The following is a 17,010-nucleotide window of genomic DNA, read 5'->3' on the forward strand; positions in this document are numbered from 1 at the left end:
GGTGCCTTTAGCAACCTATTCGCTATTATTTTTCAATTACTTTCGGTGCAGGATCATTACTCGGTTGTATTTCATTATTTATCCTGACAGGACTACCATTTTTAAGCTTGAGTTGGCCGCTTGTCACAACGGTATCCCCAAGATTTAAACCTTTCAAAATAGCTATCTGGTCACCTCGTGTTTCTCCCACCGTAACAAAAACCTGATTAGCTACAAGAACAGGTTGATTTTGATTGTCTTTTTTACCACTGTCTTTGACGACATAAGCAATATCACCGTAGGGATTAAAGCTAATTGCTGATTGAGGCAGCGTTAAATAAGTCTGGGGCTTTCCAGTATCGATCTCAACGCGTGCAAACATGCCTGGCTTTAGTAAAAAATGAGGATTGGATAAAGTGGCTTCCACCTCAACGTTGCGTGTGCTGTTGTCTACTGCCGGTTGAATTGTCGTAATTTTTCCACGAAAAATTCGGTTGGGAAACGTATCGATTCTTATTGAAGCGATCTGTCCTGTTTCAAGTTGTGCCAACGTTTGCTGAGGTAGAAAAAAGTCTGCATAAATAGGGTCCAGTGCTTGCAAAGTAGTTACTGTATCACCTACATTGAGGTACTGACCCGGGTTTACATTGTTAATACCTAATTGCCCGGAAAAAGGGGCACGAATAGTCTTTTTTTCTACCGTTGCCGCTTGCTCTTCAACCCGAGCCTGGAGATTTTTAAGGTTCCATTCATCGGCATCCACAGTTTGTTTACTCACCGCATGCACTGCATATTGCGCTTTATCACGCTGGTAGGTGATTTTTGCAAGTTCAACCTGAGCTTGCAAAGAATGCAATTGGCCTAATTCTGTACCTGCATTTAATTGCACCAAAACCTCCCCTTTTTCGGCTTTTGTCCCAGGGGTAAAATAAATAGTTTGAACCATACCGGCCAATTCTGTTGTCACGTTCACCCCTACTCGGGCGCGCAAACTCCCCACAGCATTTAGTTTCGGCTGCCAAAGGGATGCTTCAACTTTCATGGTAGAAACAGTCACTACAGGTTCTGTTAATGAAGCCAGATATTTTTTGGTCATAATGGCTTTAAAAGCTTTCCAACCAAAAACCAGGCCGAAGAGAATTACAACACCAATTAACATGATAATCATTTGTTTTTTCAAGAAAAGTCTCTCTCTTAAAAGACAAAATAAGTAATAACAGCCAGCCTCGTACTTACCCTATTGCTGACCAGCCTCCTATCCTGCACATTGCTGCACACACCAGGGTTTATGCCACCATCCGCCTCCCAAAGCCTGAAAAAGTCCTGCTGTATCGATATAACGGGCCGCCTGAGCCTGGATGCGATTAATTCGGGCTTGTTGATACTGTTGCTGCGCATTTAACAGATTAATATAGCTTGCACCACCCAAGCGATATTGATCAACATTCAGTTGAAGAGAGCGTCGGGCCGCCTCTTCAGCAAGGCGTTGAGCTTTTAGCGCCCTTGCATCCGTTTCTAACGCCCGCAAAGCATCGGCTACATTTTGAAAAGCCTGCAAAACAGCTTGTCGGTATTGAGCACCAGCCTGTTGATAAGCTGCAATATTAGCTCGCCGCTGTGCGCGTAAAGCGCCACCATGCAAAATCGGCTGGGTAAACGAACTCATAATACTCCATATAGAATTCTGATGGGTAAACAGATTGGATAAGGAATTGTTAATCCAACCATAATAGCCCGTAATTGTAATTTGCGGGAGTAAATTCGCTGTGGCAACACCTATTTGAGCACAAGCTGCATGGACAAGCGCTTCGGCGGCACGTACATCAGGCCGTTGGCGTACAAGTTTTGAGGGTAAGCTCAATGGAATATTAGCAGGTAATTTCAAACTATTCAGTTTAACAACAGGTAAGGGTCTATCGGGGAAAGTCCCTACTAATGCAGCCAAAGCATGTTTTGATTGCGCCAGACTTTTCTGTAAAGCAGGCAAGGTAGCTTTGGACTGTTCAACCAGTGTTTTCTGAGTCAGGACATTCGTGCTGGGAATTCCTCCCAGGCGATACTGGTGCTGTAAAATGGTCAATATATTTTGCTCAGCCTTAATTAAATCAATTGTTGCTTCAATCTGAGCCTCATAAGAAGCAACGGTCACTGCTGTAGTGACTATATTGGAGGTTAAAGTAAGATAAGCGGCAATGACTTCAAATTGCTGGTAATCGACTTGAGCTCTCAGGGATTCGATTTGTCGTCTGGCACCACCCCAGGTATCCAGTGTATAAGAAACATTAAATGACGTATTAAATAAATTAAATGTAAATGCCTCGTCTCCAAATCCTATTTGTTGTACAGAATATCGTTGTCTTTGAGCAAAACCGTTGAGATCAAAAGCAGGCCATAGCGAATTACCAATTTGGACATTCAAATTCTCCTGTGCCTCTCGCAAAGCCGCTCTCGCTGCTGCCAAATCGGGACTGTGTGCTAATCCCACCTGGATTAATTGATTAATCGCTTGCGAATGGAACAGTTCCCACCACATAAGCGGAAGGTCTTTCCCCTTGAGAAAAGTCTGTGCTTCTCCTCCAGCGCCTTGCACTTGAGCTGTTTTGGCAGGAAGAGGTGATTCAGTGTATCGTTTCACCTTTGGTGAGGGAGACGGGTGAAAGTCCGGCCCTACCATAGGGCAGGCAGTTAAAAAAGCGGTCAGGCATAATAGTCCAATTACCCTGCTGATGCGAAAACTAAAAATGCACACTTACCGCAATCCTTGTGAATTTGGTGATTTTACTAATCTATCATGAATTTATAGCGCATGTTAAATCTAAAGATACTAAAATACTACAAAGATAAAATTAACTGCGAATGCTTTTATATAAAGAAATATTTTTTACCAAAATGTTCTATATTTTTCTAAATAGGAATAGGTATTAAAGTGAGGCATGGCATTAGATTAAGATAACGCACAAAAGCTCAATCCTTGAGTAGTTGGTCTATAATAGGAGGACCAGTTAATTACAATAGTACAAATGAGCTTAAGATGTTATTTTTTAATGAAAAAAATAATGAAAACCAGAGCAACAGAAATTTATTACTCAATGTTCCGATGGAGAATTATTTATTTATACCAAAAAACAAGCACTCTGAGAATATAAAAGGTTTTTTCTCACACGGTGTTTGGGACTGTGTATGCGGATTTATTTCAGGTAAAAATGGCTATGCATTTTTTCATTTTTATAAAAAAAATGACCCCGATTGCATCCTCAATTTAATTAAAAAGGATTTTGAAAGTGATCCAGAATTGCGTATCACGTTAATAGGAGGCAGTTTATCGAATGCATTCAATCCCTGGAAAGAAAAAAATAGACATGTTAGTGCTGAAGATTGGAATAATAATTACGCTCAATTAACGGGTAATGATGCCATTAACTGGATAAGAAAAACAGAAATTAATCCTGACTCTTCTTATTTTCATCCCGAACGCAAGAATAGGCATAAATTAGAGAAAATAGTTCAAGAATGCATTATTGAACTCGACAATGGATTTATAGAATACGATTATAAAAAATTGGATTTGATGCTTAAGGATCTCAATTTAACAGTTAGGGGATTTGGTGGTGCCGCCAGTTTTAATGTAAGAGGTATTAAAGATCTTGTTGGATATCAAAATATGGGAAGATTATTAAGGGCTTTTAGCGAGAGTCGGATTGTCTCAAAAGAAAATATTTCTCATTATCATTGTGTTCCAGGTTACGACGTAGTAGTAAATTTTAACAAGGGTGATGAGTTACTTACTACATACCAGGAACAGCCTCTTGGCACATTAGATACCGGTGAAGAAAAGTATGACGTCCTGATTTCCGATGAAATCGGGGCATTAGGATTATCCATTGTTAGATTAGAAGAAGCCAGTGTTTCTGAATATACCTCTTTAAATAGTCAGGATCTTATTCCTAAATTTAAAAAGTGATAAACACAGCACCAGGTAGCTCTATCACAATAATTTGCAAATAATGTTCAGCGGATAATCCTTTAGGATAGACAATAAATACAGATAATATGAGTTGGAAGTCTTGTTTTTTAAATTTTTATTCCTATTAACAATTAAAACGAATTTGATAAACTTTTTCACAATGCTCCCGATAAAACAAATCACTTACTGCATAGCCCACTACACAAGCCAACTGAGAATTGATATAAAGCAATGGAATACGGTCGCGAAGCCAGGGAGGAATACTCCATTCCTGAAATAATTTTTTTAATCGTTTGGTTTGTCCATGCCAGGAAAATAATTCGCCGCCCTGTCGAAATCGAATTTCCAGGAGACTGTGCTCCGGACAATGCAACCCTTTATTAGTCAGTTTTGCATGTAAATCACCGATCCCTTCCAGGTATAGCGGTTCTGGAAAAAAAGACCAAGGCAAGGAAACAGGCAATATTGCCTGATTATTCTTTAAAAGATAAAGCGTTTGTTGATAACGTCTTATACAGACATTATCCCAACTGACCTGCGGATTCGCATCTCCTCGTGCATCAATAACCTCTGTAATAAGACGATTAAAAGTCACTGTATCAGGTAATCTCAGCTGATGACGCTTAAGCCAGACACGCAGCACATTGTCAATTCGTGCCTTACTTAACGAAAGTAAAGGAGTCAGTGACAAAGTCATCGTTTTATAGCTTAATTCTGGACAGTCAATTTTTGCCAGATCGTCCAGATTGGCTTCAGCCTGCTGACAATGATTAGCGCTTCGTGCTAAACAAGTGACTACTTCAGGCCAACGTGACTGGAGTAAAGGAATGATCTGATGTCTTAAATAATTACGGGAAAAACGGATGTCTTCATTACTTTCATCGTCTATCCATTGTAACTGATACCAATTGGCATAATTTTCTAATGTTTGACGAGAGTGTTGCAATAAAGGTCTTAATAATTGACCCTCCATAAATTCTTTCGCAGTAGCCATAGCACTTAAGCCTCCCACACCCGCACCGCGAAAAAGTTGTAAAAGTAACGTTTCAGCCTGATCATCCTGATGATGCCCCAGGATTAAACAGTCACCCGCCTTAATTAGCGAGGCAAAAATCTTATATCGAGCTTGCCTGGCTTTCTCTTCTATATTAGCCTGACGGTCAACTTCGACCTTTTTAATCCTTAAAGGAAGCCCTGATGCATTACAAAATCGCTGGCAATGCTCTTCCCATAATAAAGCATGCATACTTAGTCCATGATTAACATGCACAGCCACCAGCTTTTTACGCAACTCAGATTGCTCAGCTAAATTATGAAGCAACACAGTTGAGTCAAGCCCACCGCTAAAACCAACAAAAATTCTGGTGCATTGAGCTAATTGCTTTACCCAATCCGGGTCCAACAATGATTTAATCACAAGCTCCCATCGCCATAAATTTCTCATAACGTTGATTAAGTAGCTCTTCCATGGGTAAACTTTTCAACACACGCAATTCATTAATCAGACAATCCTTCAAACGAGAAGTCATGTCGGTAATATCACGATGAGCTCCTCCTAAAGGTTCAGCGATGACATTATCTATAAGCCCTGCTTCAAGAATTTTATGAGCGGTGATTCCCATGGCACGAGCTGCTTCGCTTGCTTTGGCAGCGTCTTTCCAGAGAATGGAGGCACAACCTTCGGGGGAAATAACTGAGTAAATGCTATATTGCAACATAAGCACTCTGTCTCCTACGCCTATGGCCAATGCACCACCAGAGCCTGCCTCTCCGGTTACCGTACAAATCACTTGTGTTCTAAGCTTGGCCATTTCAAGTAAATTTCTGGCAATGGCTTCTGATTGATTACGTTCTTCTGCGCCAATGCCGGGATAGGCGCCTGCTGTATCAATGAATGTAAAAACAGGCAACCTGAATTTTTCGGCCATTTTCATTAATCGCAATGCTTTACGATATTCTTCGGGGCGTGCCATACCAAAGTTACGATAGACTTTTTCTTTAGTCCGTTTACCTTTTTGATGACCTAAAACCATGACCGCCTCACCATTCAGGCGAGCCAGACCACCAATAATAGCCGGTGCAGAAGAATAATGCCTGTCCCCGTGCAATTCTTGAAAATCAGTAAAAATATTCTCAATATAATCGGTAGTCTGCGGACGCAAGGGATGCCTTGCCATTTGTGCCACCTGCCAGGGTTCCAGATTAGAAAAAATATTAGCGGTTAACTCCCCACATTTTGCTTCCAGGCGTGCAATTTCTTCACTCAAATTCACTTCATTATCACTGCCCACCATGCGCAGTGCCTGAATTTTTTGATTCAGTTCCTCGATAGGTTGTTCAAAATCCAAAAATTGTCGGCTCATCACTTACTCGTTGGCGAATTTATTTTCATGCGTTATGATAACCGTAACTTCTTTTTGATGCCACCGTTCATCGCATTCTATGCTATTAAATGCCTTTTCATTATTACCTGATGATTACCAATTACAGAATAAACGCATTGATATCTGGGAATTCCCTTTAGATAAACTGCCTCCCAAAGCCAATTCATTGCTTGATGAGGCAGAGGCAATACGGGCAAATCGTTTTTATTTTGAGCGACATCGCCGCCGTTTTACAGTAGCACGTGCTCTGTTACGCCTGATTTTAGGTCGTTACCTTAAAAAAACCGCCGATCAGGTGATTTTTTCCTACAATAAACAGGGGAAGCCACAAGTCGCACACCCACTGGCTATTGAGTTTAACTTAAGTCATTCACGTGATTTGGCACTCCTTGCCATAGGACAACAATTTCCATTAGGTGTTGATCTGGAGTTTTTTTCTGCAAGATCCTATGATGGTATCGCTAAAACTTTATTCTCCCCCCAAGAATTACAACTGTTTTTAAAACTTCCTTCTTACTTAAAAACGCAATCCTTTTTTCATATCTGGGCCCAAAAAGAAGCCTTTATTAAAGCCTGTGGTTTAGGTCTTTCCTATCCAACACAGTGTTTTACCGTGTCTATTCTCCCGGCATCGCCGATTCTGGTCGCAGACTCTCTCCATAATAAGGAGTGGTTAATAAGTCCTTTTACACCACAGCCAGGTTGCAGTGCAGCACTTTGTCATCATCCAGACATTCAGGAAATACGCTATTTACGTATTAAAAATCTTATAGAGGTTTTTGCGCATCTACCTGATAACTCACACTTTTGATTTTTCGTCTATAGTTGTTATTAACAGAGATATTAATAAGGATATGATGATGGCTGGGAAAAAAGCTAATACTGACAAACAGACGGCTCTGGAATTAAAACGCAACTGGGGCTGGCTATTAGCCTTAGGTATTTTATTTGTCATTCTGGGCTGTATAGGAATGGGAATGGTTGTAGGATTAACTTTGGCCAGCATGCTCTTTCTTGGTATTCTCTTGCTCATTGCAGGCGTTTCCCAAATCATTGATGTATTCAAGGCAAAATACTGGAAAGCAGTGGCGTGGCATGCGTTGATTGCCGTATTTTATATTATTGGTGGTTGTCTGGTTATTTATGATCCTTTTTTAGCCTCTACTTTAATTACCGCATTGTTAGCGGGTGTTTTAATTGTTATTGGTGTAACCCGTTTCATCATGGCATTAAAGCTTTATGGCTCTGCTGGTTGGGGTTGGTTATTAGTCGCAGGTCTTATTGCTATTGCACTGGGAATAATGATTTTAGTGCATTGGCCAATCAGTGGATTATGGGTTATCGGGTTATTCATCGCTATTGAAATGATTGTTGATGGCTGGACTTATATTTTTCTGGCGTTGGCGATTCGACGCGCTTAAAATCCATTGAAATTAATCCAATAAGAGAAGCCTCTTCACAAAAAAGAGGCTGTTTTATTTTTATAAACGGTCTTTAATGAAACAATTCACTCCTATACAATTAAAACTACTTCATCATCTTGCCGATGGCCTTTGCCATAGCGGAAATGCGCTGGGTGAAGCGTTAGGAATCTCTCGCACCGCTGTATGGAAACACATCACCCATTTAACCGAGCTGGGCCTGGCTATCCAACGGATAGCGCATCAAGGTTACCAACTGGAGCAACCCATGAAATTGCTTGATGAGCAATTAATTCGACAGGCGTTGATGAATAAAAATTTCAATAAACCCTTTCATTTTCATCTCTATGCTTCAATTGATTCAACGAATCGTTTCCTTAAAGAATTGGCGCCTGATTCCTTAATTAATATTTGTTGTGCGGAAACGCAGACTCAAGGACGAGGACGTTTCAACCGTCATTGGATTTCTCCTTTTGGAGAAAATATTTATTGCTCCAGCCGTTGGGAATTGAATTGTTGCTTTTCACGTTTATCCGGCTTAAGTCTTGTAGTAGGTCTTGCCATTTTGGCAAGTTTACAAGACAGTGTATTACAACAGGATATTCGCATAAAATGGCCCAATGATATTTTATGGCACAATAAAAAACTGGCAGGTATTCTTATCGAAATCATTGCCGAAACCAACGGTTGTGCCCAGGTTATTATTGGTATTGGTATTAATGTCAACACGGCAACTCATCAACAATCCCTTCCTGATAAGCCCTGGTGTTCCTTACATGAAATTACCGGCTTGTATTTTGATCGCAATATTTTAGTAAGCCATTTAATTTGGCATCTTGATCAATATCTGGATAAATTTTTACGGGAAGGTTTTACCGCATTCAGTCAGGATTGGGCCGCTGTTGATTATTTACACGGGCAATTTATTAACGTATTACAACCTTCTGGCCAGATAAGTGGCTATGCTTGCGGCGTTAATGAATTGGGTCAACTTTGTTTAAACGATAATAATGGAATAATGCATTATTTATCATCAGGAGATACATCACTCCGTACATCCAGTGAGGAATAAGAATGCCCCGATTCAAAACTCCTGTTCTGTTCGGGGTGGAATGACTGCGAATAGAATTCTGGCTATACTGATTCTTCAGTATCTGGCGCTTCTTTTTCTTGCTGAATACGTAAATAAATTTCTTCACGATGTACAGAAACGTCTTTGGGCGCATTAATACCTAAACGCACCTGATTGCCTTTTACCCCTAAAACGGTAATATTAACGTCATCGCCAATAATCAATGTTTCGCCAATACGCCGAGTCAAAATTAACATAACAAACTCTCCCTTCTGACAACCATCTTTTTCCATAGAAGCTTCCATGGCGCTCTTGATAGCTGCATTGTGTAAACAAAAAGCAAAAATTCGCTCTACCTGTAATTTTACACAAGCATTCTTAACGAAATATTAAGAAAAAATTTTAATTTTGATTTTTTTTTGATCAGGACAAATTTTTTATAAGTATAGAATAAATATTGATCACTTTGTTATACTATTTTTAAAAAATCAATATTGTTTTAACCTGTCTGGAATTAATCCGGAAATTAACAAGTAATTCGCGAATAAAAAGGTATTTTAGTGGACGCAGGTTATTGAATAATAAATAAAGATCATAATAAGATGTAATTTTTAATGATCAATTATTTATGACTTAATCAGGAGTAAATATATTCTAAAAAGGTCACTATGCCATTTAATAATGAAGACAATAACTTAAAAAATGAGACTGATTTTAGCTTATTCTTCATTCCTTCGTCACGAACTCTCTACACATGGACATGGAATGTTCTGAATTTTACCACCGTTGCCGGATTAACTAGCGCTGCCATTTTAACAATTCAAAGTCCTATAAAGACTATACTTTTAAATTTTACAAAAAACGGGGCATTTATCCCTTCTTTCACTGGGGGTACTTTAGCTTTTTTTCGAGCCATTTATGCGGGAACAACTCCTGCTTTATCAGGTTCATTATTACGAACCGCTTATGTAACAGGGATAAAAAATGACAAAGTCACCGAAGAAACAAATGAAGAAAAAAGTAAAGGAGCCGCCAAAATTAATCCCATCTATATCGCTTTTGTCTCACTAGGTAACGTTCTAATCACACAAATACCCAATTCACTTTATCAATTAAAACAATTAGAACAATTAGGAAAGTTGGACGGACATATTTCCAATGGGTTTAAATGGCATACACTGTATAATGTTTCTCGTCTTATGTCAGGAGGTTTTGCAGTAAGGTATGTGGCAGGATTAGTTGATTTTACTTCACTCTTTTTAGTTGAAGAGGACATTGCAAAAAAATTACCATTTGAAAATAAAAAAACGAATCATTTTGTTGCAGGAGCATTAAGCGGGATGATTGCTTCCTTTTTTTCCAGCCCATTAACAATGTTTTATGATTACACCCTTATTCATGCAAAAGTTATTAATGGCAAATTAATTAATAAAAGCGCTTTCAGTATTTTAAAGGAAATCAAGCAGGAGTTTATCAATAATCCTAAACTGGCCACCCGCTTGTCAGCGACAAATATCAAAAAACAACTACCTGTTCGAATGGGCTTGACAGCAGGAATATTTTCGATAGTAGCCGGTATGGGAGAAGTATTAGGTAATGAACCCCTTAAAAAAATGGTTCCCGAAAAATTTCAACCTTCTCAACGTTTTTTTGCAGCAAATGCACAAGAGAATCACATTTATAAGGAAACAATTGCTCCTCCCCCAAACGAACCTGAAACCAACAAGTTAATACCGAAGTAGTATAAGTTACCCCGGTATAACTATCATAATGCTCATTTCACACGAAACTCCGCCTTGATTTTTATTGGCATTATTCTTTTTTCCCAGACTGAAATTTTAACGCCAGGCCAATTAATGGTAAATAAGCGATTAACAAGCCTAAACCACCATTCACAATCCCACATCCCACCCCTATTGCTATAGGTAACAACCATAGTAAATTAATAAGCAATACTCCCAGAGTAACTGGCAAATGTTTTCCATAGTAACGTGCAGCATATTGATAAGCATGACTACGATGAGCTTGAAAAAGACTTTCTCCACGCATGGCACGTCGCAATAAGCAAATTGTAGCATCAGTAATAAAAACACCTGAGAGAATTAACCAACCCCAGAAAAAGTGGCCATCAATCGTTGCAGCCTGAATAGATAGAACGCCTAAAACGAAACCCAAAAAACCACTGCCAGCATCCCCCATAAAAATTCGCGCGGGTGGAAAATTCCAGCATAAGAACCCTGCAACAGCAAACATAAGACATAAAGGCAAAAACAGTTCATTGAAATGACCACTAAGGTAATACAACATACCTCCTCCCAGCAAGACAGTGATCGCCTCCACCGCCGCAATACCATCAATACCATCCATGAAATTATATAAATTCAATAACCAGACAAGATATAAAACGGCTAGACTACTGGTGACCAGACTGCCTGTCAAAGTCCAGGCAAAAAAAGGAATACTCGGCATACCCCCCAGAAGATATAATGCAAAAATACTTGCGGCAAAATGACCTGATAAACGCCATTGAGCTGAAATATTATTGCGATCATCAAGAAAACCAAGCATCGCTATAAAAGAACCTCCAATTATCAAGGTAAAAAACAAAGCAGAAGAAATAAATTTAAGATAAAATAAAAATACTACACTCGTTAAAAAACAAACCACAAAGGAGACCCCTCCTCCTCGTGGCGTTGGTACAAGATGCGAACTGCGGTGATTGGGAATATCCATTAAATTAGCAACTAACGCATAGCGACGCAAAAGCCAGGTTAAAGAATAAGAAAGAATAAAAAGAAAAACCCAATAAAATCCGAGCATTATTTCCTCACCTAAAAGCATAAATATTAAACATAAACAAATGAATGAGTTTACACTATAAATATCCCTACGGTATTGCTTTAAACGAAGGAAAAGCAATCCTTTCAACTCTTATTTTAAATTTTAAAAATAGTGTATTATGAACTAATTAACCACATTGCATAATAAAAGTTTACATTTAATGTTTTATTAAGTACGATAATGTTATATTTTTTATTTATATTGTGTTCTAAATGAACAAAAAAAATCATCCGAAACAATCGGAAAAAGCTCTAAAATTAGAAAAAACCAAGCCGACTGTCAAAGTAGTGGAAGGAACCCACATTATAATTGACAATAATCGTCCTCTCCGGGAAGGCGAGAAAGAAGAGACTATTTCAAAGAATGCTTTTCATAGAAGGCAGCTTGTCAGAGTAGTGAAAGGAACCGGCATTAAAATTGATCCTAATCGTCCTCTTCAGGAAGGAGAAGAAGAGGAAACTATTTCAAAGTATACTTTGTATAATAGGCAGACTGTCAGAGTAGTGAAAGGAACTCACATTAAAATTGACCCTACTCGTCCCCTTCAGGAAGGAGAAGAAGAGGAAACTATTTCAAAGAATGCTTTGCATAAAAGACAGACTGTCAAAGTAGTGAAAGGAACCCACATTAAAATTGACCCTAATCGTCCTCTCCAGGAAGGAGAAGAAGAGGAAACTATTGCAGAGAATGTTTTGCGTAAAAGGCGGACTGTCAAAGTAGTGAAAGGAACCCGCATTAAAATTGACCCTAATCGTCCTCTCCAGGAAGGAGAAGAAGAGGAAACTATTGCAACGAGTACTTTGTATAATAGGCAAACTGTCAGGGTAGTGGAAGGAACCTGCATTGTAATTGACAGTAATCGTCCTCTCCAGAAAGGAGAAAAAGAGGAAACTATTACAAAGAGAACTTTGCATAATAGGCAGCCTGTCAAAGTAGTGAAAGGAACCTGCATTGTAATTGACAGTCATCGCCATCTCCAGAAGGGCGAGGAAGAAGAATCTATTTCACAGGGGGCTTTGTACCTAAGGCAGCCTGTCAAAGTAGTGAAAGGAACCCACATTGTAATTAATAGAAATCGCCATCTCCGGAAGGGCGAGGAAGAGGAAACTATTTCAAAAGGGACTTTGCAAAGCAGACGGGCTGCCCAAGTAGCGAAAAAAAAACGTATTGTGATTGACAATAATCGTCCTCTCCTTCCTGGAGAGGGCGAGGAACCCCTTGCGAAGGAACCGTTGACGGTCAAGAGACAATCTGTTGCAAAAGATGTTTTAGAAAAAGGGAAGAGAAAATTTAGTTTTTTTGGTGCAAACTCACCTCTTATTGAACCAATGACCCCAACTTCAGAAGAAGCTGCTGAGTTAATTTATCTAATGAAAGATCAGGGCAAGAAAGCACGGCCCAATGGCTAAATTATACAAAATTAAATTGATTCCAGTAGCACGTATTCTTGTAAAAAACTCCTTCATGGTCAGACCCTGTTGACATTTCTACTATCTTAGCCAAAAGAACTAATTTTTTGCGATCCGAACTTCAAGAGACCCTGGATAAAAAAGTTAAACTATAATCATTGTTAATGAAAGTATTTTTTATTTTTTAAAATTAGAGCAACATTTTTATTTAAAAACAGAAAGAGAAATGATATTTTAAGCAAAAAATTAATCTTAAATGATAGCATGAAGCACTTAACTGAACTAGGCTCCTGGATTGCCTTGGAAAACCATTCTCACTATTTGCGTCTGGCAACAATGAGTGAGCTAAAAAAAAATTCCACCTCTCGTGAAGCGCGCCTTAAACTCGCTACCGAACATGTTTCTATTGATTTTACCAATCAGCGCCTGAATGAAACCACCATTGACTTACTCATTGGCCTGGCTAACGAACGCGGCCTCAAAGATAAAATTAACGCGCTTTTGCAGGGTGATAAGGTGAACCGAAGTGAAAATCGCGCCGCGCTGCATACCGCTCTTCGTATTTTTGATAATACCACATCGATTCGGATTGATGGACAGGATATAGTTCCTGATGTTCTGGAAACCCGTGAAACAATGCGAAAGATTGCCACAAAAATTAGAGAGGGAAAATGGTTAGGGTTTTCCGGTGAGTCCATCACCGATATAGTAAACATCGGTATTGGCGGCTCTGATTTCGGCCCCCGTTTTTGTATCAATGCATTATCAGACTTTGTAACACCTGAACTTGGTTTTCATTTCATTTCTGATGCAGACCCTTTTGCTTTTGAAAACGCTGTAAAAACGCTTAGGCCCGAAACAACTCTTTTTATTATTTCATCCAAATCATTTACAACCCGGGAAACACTATACAATACTAAAAAAGCATTAAACTGGCTAAATAACGATCGTCATAGGGACAAACATTTCATTGCTGTTACTGCCAATATAAAGAAAGCACAGGCATCAGGTTTTTCAAATGTATTGCCTATATGGAATTGGGTTGGTGGAAGATATTCTCTTTGTTCTGCTATTAATCTGATCACCTGTATTGCAATTGGTTACCCACGTTTTACAGAACTGCTTATGGGTGCTCATAGTATGGATCAGCACTTTTATAATACCCATTTTCATGAAAATCTTCCTGTAATGTTAGCTCTTGTTGGATTATGGAATATTAATTTTTTACATATCCCCAGTTTGCTGCTTCTTGTGTACGCCAAACAACTTGAACAATTTGTTCCCTATATTCAGCAATTGGATATGGAAAGCAATGGTAAATCTATTGATAATCTGGGCCGTTCAGTTAATTATGCGACAAGTCCCATTATCTGGGGTGGTCCAGGTAATCAGGCCCAGCATAGCTACTATCAATTACTTTGTCAGGGAACCCATAAAGTTGCTGCGGATTTTATATCCACTCAAGAATTCAACGGTAGTCTGTTAAGTTCGTTCTGCGAAGACAAAATTCGTGTATTAAATCAAGGCTTAAATCCACCCGGTAATCCTAACGGCTACATTCCAGGTGGTATGCCAATCAATCATATCCAGATCACCTCCTGTTCACCGGCCTGCTTTGGATCATTAATCGCACTCTACGAGCATAAGGTATATGTGCAAAGTGTTTTATGGAACATTAACTCGTTTGATCAACCAGGCGTTGAAAGTGCTAAACGCTTAAAACAGATCCTCGATACACAAAATGCGTAGCGGACAAACAGATTGAAGATACACCCCGGCGCTTTACTGTACAACATTACTTGTAAGCGTTCACGGATATGCAAATTTTCTCTTCCAGACTTTGTTCATGACTTGTCTTTCCCGCGCATTTATAAAATTAGCACCGTGTCTGATTTGTAGATAGTCTCCGCCTGCGCAGGAAAGAAATTGACGTATATACTTCTTAATTACCTATTCCGTGTACACTTACCATTACTTTTCCTGTTGTGGTTGATTAAGCAAATAATTCTTTACCATAAGGTTTAACGCTTCACTTACAGGCATTTCTGGTGTCCAGCCAAGTTTTTCACACGTTTTGCTGATATCAACTCGCAATGATCCACATACCCGTTGGAAAATAGCTTTTTTACCTGATAAGTTGGCCAGTAAATGCAGTATATTTTGAGGTATGATCAATAAACGAGCCGGTTTATTCATTGCCTGACCAATTTTACGTAATAAATCGGTTGTAGATAAATCCTCACCATCACTAACTAAAAAAATCTGATTGGCAGCTTTCGGATGCTCAATACAAATAGCAATTAAACTCATTAAATTATTAATAGAAACAAAACTTCGTTTATTGGTGATCGCACCAAAAGGTAAAGGAATTCCTTTTTGTAGACACCGCATTAAACGTTGGAAGTTACCTTTGACTCCTGGACCATAAATTAAGGGAGGACGAATAATAACCACCTCCATCCCGGTTTCTTCTGCCAGGTGCTGTAACCCCTGCTCAGCTTCATATTTGGATTGGCCGTAAGCATCAAGCGGCTGAGGTAAATCATCCGCTAAAAAAGTCTGATTACGGGCTGTTGATTCGCCATTTACCTTAATCGAGCTAATAAAAATAAAACGCTTGACGCCTAAATGGGCAGCTTGTCTCGCGAGATTTAATGTTCCTTCTACATTAACTTTTCTAAATTCATGCAATGGATCGTCTGCTTTATCTTTCATGATGTGAACCCGGGCAGCAGTATGAATAACTACATCACAACCATGCAGGGCATCGTACCAATTTGATTCGGCAGACAGGGGTCTGGAAAGCAGTACAGTAATCTTGGGGTCCGGTTTTTCTTCGATTTTTGATCGGCTCACCAGCCGTAAAAAACTATTTCCTTGTTGTAAAAAATAGGCCGTTAATTGGCGGCCTAAAAAACCGGTTGCTCCCGTTAAAAGAATAGTTTTTTTTGTTTGCTCACTCATTCTGTCCCTTTAATTACAATAGTGTCAAAATTACCAGGTGTCATTTTTTTACCGCCCCCTGTGATTGCTAACGTCAGGCATATAAAAAAAAAGAAAAGTTGTTCCTGAAGGCGACGGCGACATTGAAATGCGCAAGTTGCCAGACGTAGCAAATCAACTCGACCTAATTTAGACCAGCTCTTCACAAAGGAATGAGAACCCAGATCCACAAGAGAAGCAACCAGATAAGCCTGAGTTAACCACCAGCCATTTTTGATTTGTTTTATTCGATTTAAATAAGCCTTTACACCCGTGTTAACTCCTACCTGATTTTTTCCATGTTGTCTATAGAGCATGGATGGGGCCGGGTCAATAAACCACTGATACCCATTTGCCCGAGCAAACGCATAACAATACCAATCATGTAAGCTTACTTGTTGTACAATATCCCAATTTTTTATCAACCGTTCTTTTATCGCACTCATCAGTTTGACAGAAATCACATAAGTACAACCGGGTCCAGCAGCCTCAAATAAAAAATCCCAGGTTTTTTGAGATTGTGCTTTATTCACTAACATTTTTCGCCCATTGGGCCAAAAAGCCATTACGTTACTTGAGTATGCGTGAAAAGCATTTTTTTTTAAAAATACGGACGCTTTATAAAGTTTATCCAAATACCAGAGGTCATCCTGATCGGAAAAAGCAATATAATCAAACTGAGAAAAATCGACATCCCGAATCAAACGAAAAAAATTTTTAGCGGCGCCACCAAATTTAACACCATAGGGTAAAAGAACAATTCGGGGATCTCGTTCAGCTAAATTGCTAAACCACTCTTCACTACCATCTGAAGAAACATCAATACTAACAAAAATAGTGACACAAACGCCGGTCTGATTCAGAATAGTTTGTACCTGTTCTTCAATGTATTGCATACCATTATAAACTGCTAAAAGAACAGCGCACTTAGGCCGAAAATTATTAGATATAGTCACAG

Annotated in this window: 15 protein-coding genes; 7 read left to right on the forward strand and 8 right to left on the reverse strand. The window is 39.1% G+C overall.

Annotation, left to right across the window (positions count from 1 at the left end; genetic code table 11):
* Positions 1-25: 25 nt before the first annotated feature.
* Both T345_RS0100085 and T345_RS0100090 read right to left on the reverse strand, forming a co-directional pair.
* A complete protein-coding gene (locus T345_RS0100085) occupies positions 26-1,147 on the reverse strand; it encodes an efflux RND transporter periplasmic adaptor subunit (protein ID WP_035917838.1) in 1,122 nt (373 codons plus the stop codon).
* 87 nt (positions 1,148-1,234) lie between these two features.
* A complete protein-coding gene (locus T345_RS0100090; RefSeq protein ID WP_242604570.1) occupies positions 1,235-2,728 on the reverse strand; it encodes an efflux transporter outer membrane subunit in 1,494 nt (497 codons plus the stop codon).
* A gap of 282 nt (positions 2,729-3,010) precedes the next feature.
* Between T345_RS0100090 and T345_RS0100095 the strand changes: the two genes are divergently transcribed.
* On the forward strand, positions 3,011-3,940 hold the full coding sequence (locus tag T345_RS0100095; RefSeq protein ID WP_028387530.1) for a hypothetical protein: 930 nt from the start codon (positions 3,011-3,013) through the stop codon (positions 3,938-3,940).
* A 127-nt stretch (positions 3,941-4,067) separates the two neighbouring features.
* Here the strand turns inward: T345_RS0100095 and tilS are convergent, their stop codons facing one another.
* Together tilS and T345_RS0100105 are read right to left on the reverse strand one after the other, a co-directional pair.
* Positions 4,068-5,360: a tRNA lysidine(34) synthetase TilS gene (tilS, locus tag T345_RS0100100; RefSeq protein ID WP_028387531.1), complete on the reverse strand. Its 1,293-nt coding sequence runs from the start codon at positions 5,358-5,360 to the stop codon at positions 4,068-4,070.
* A complete protein-coding gene (locus T345_RS0100105; protein WP_028387532.1) occupies positions 5,353-6,306 on the reverse strand; it encodes an acetyl-CoA carboxylase carboxyltransferase subunit alpha in 954 nt (317 codons plus the stop codon). The genes tilS and T345_RS0100105 overlap by 8 nt, the downstream gene beginning before the upstream one ends.
* A gap of 79 nt (positions 6,307-6,385) precedes the next feature.
* Between T345_RS0100105 and T345_RS0100110 the strand changes: the two genes are divergently transcribed.
* From T345_RS0100110 to birA, 3 genes are all read left to right on the forward strand, one after another.
* Positions 6,386-7,138 carry a 4'-phosphopantetheinyl transferase family protein gene (locus T345_RS0100110; protein ID WP_028387533.1) on the forward strand — a complete coding sequence of 251 codons (753 nt, stop codon included), beginning with the start codon at positions 6,386-6,388 and terminating at the stop codon, positions 7,136-7,138.
* Positions 7,139-7,187: 49 nt separating this feature from the next.
* Positions 7,188-7,748, forward strand: coding sequence for an HdeD family acid-resistance protein (locus tag T345_RS0100115; protein ID WP_028387534.1), 561 nt, complete (start codon positions 7,188-7,190; stop codon positions 7,746-7,748).
* Positions 7,749-7,824: 76 nt separating this feature from the next.
* Positions 7,825-8,820 carry a bifunctional biotin--[acetyl-CoA-carboxylase] ligase/biotin operon repressor BirA gene (gene birA, locus T345_RS0100120; RefSeq protein WP_028387535.1) on the forward strand — a complete coding sequence of 332 codons (996 nt, stop codon included), beginning with the start codon at positions 7,825-7,827 and terminating at the stop codon, positions 8,818-8,820.
* A gap of 62 nt (positions 8,821-8,882) precedes the next feature.
* Here the strand turns inward: birA and csrA are convergent, their stop codons facing one another.
* On the reverse strand, positions 8,883-9,077 hold the full coding sequence (csrA, locus tag T345_RS0100125; RefSeq protein WP_028387536.1) for a carbon storage regulator CsrA: 195 nt from the start codon (positions 9,075-9,077) through the stop codon (positions 8,883-8,885).
* 411 nt (positions 9,078-9,488) lie between these two features.
* Here csrA and T345_RS13130 point away from each other — a divergent pair, with 411 nt between their 5' ends.
* A complete protein-coding gene (locus tag T345_RS13130; RefSeq protein WP_051555061.1) occupies positions 9,489-10,562 on the forward strand; it encodes a hypothetical protein in 1,074 nt (357 codons plus the stop codon).
* Between the two features lie 70 nt (positions 10,563-10,632).
* Here the strand turns inward: T345_RS13130 and T345_RS0100135 are convergent, their stop codons facing one another.
* Positions 10,633-11,640: an MraY family glycosyltransferase gene (locus T345_RS0100135; RefSeq protein ID WP_028387537.1), complete on the reverse strand. Its 1,008-nt coding sequence runs from the start codon at positions 11,638-11,640 to the stop codon at positions 10,633-10,635.
* A gap of 233 nt (positions 11,641-11,873) precedes the next feature.
* Between T345_RS0100135 and T345_RS0100140 the strand changes: the two genes are divergently transcribed.
* Positions 11,874-13,070, forward strand: coding sequence for a hypothetical protein (locus T345_RS0100140; RefSeq protein ID WP_028387538.1), 1,197 nt, complete (start codon positions 11,874-11,876; stop codon positions 13,068-13,070).
* A 264-nt stretch (positions 13,071-13,334) separates the two neighbouring features.
* The gene (gene pgi, locus T345_RS0100150) at positions 13,335-14,819 is read left to right on the forward strand and encodes a glucose-6-phosphate isomerase (protein WP_028387539.1); all 1,485 of its coding nucleotides are present in this window, start codon (positions 13,335-13,337) and stop codon (positions 14,817-14,819) included.
* Positions 14,820-15,041: 222 nt separating this feature from the next.
* Here the strand turns inward: pgi and T345_RS0100155 are convergent, their stop codons facing one another.
* Both T345_RS0100155 and T345_RS13135 read right to left on the reverse strand, forming a co-directional pair.
* Positions 15,042-16,034 (reverse strand): UDP-glucose 4-epimerase family protein, encoded by a 993-nt coding sequence (locus T345_RS0100155; RefSeq protein WP_028387540.1) that lies wholly within the window; start codon positions 16,032-16,034, stop codon positions 15,042-15,044.
* The gene (locus tag T345_RS13135) at positions 16,031-17,008 is read right to left on the reverse strand and encodes a glycosyltransferase (RefSeq protein WP_207385043.1); all 978 of its coding nucleotides are present in this window, start codon (positions 17,006-17,008) and stop codon (positions 16,031-16,033) included. Before T345_RS13135 ends, T345_RS0100155 begins: the two co-directional genes overlap by 4 nt.
* Between the last annotated feature and the right edge of the window lie 2 nt (positions 17,009-17,010).

The sequence above is a fragment of the Legionella fairfieldensis ATCC 49588 genome (assembly GCF_000621525.1).
GTDB classification, from domain to species: Bacteria; Pseudomonadota; Gammaproteobacteria; order Legionellales; family Legionellaceae; genus Tatlockia; species Tatlockia fairfieldensis.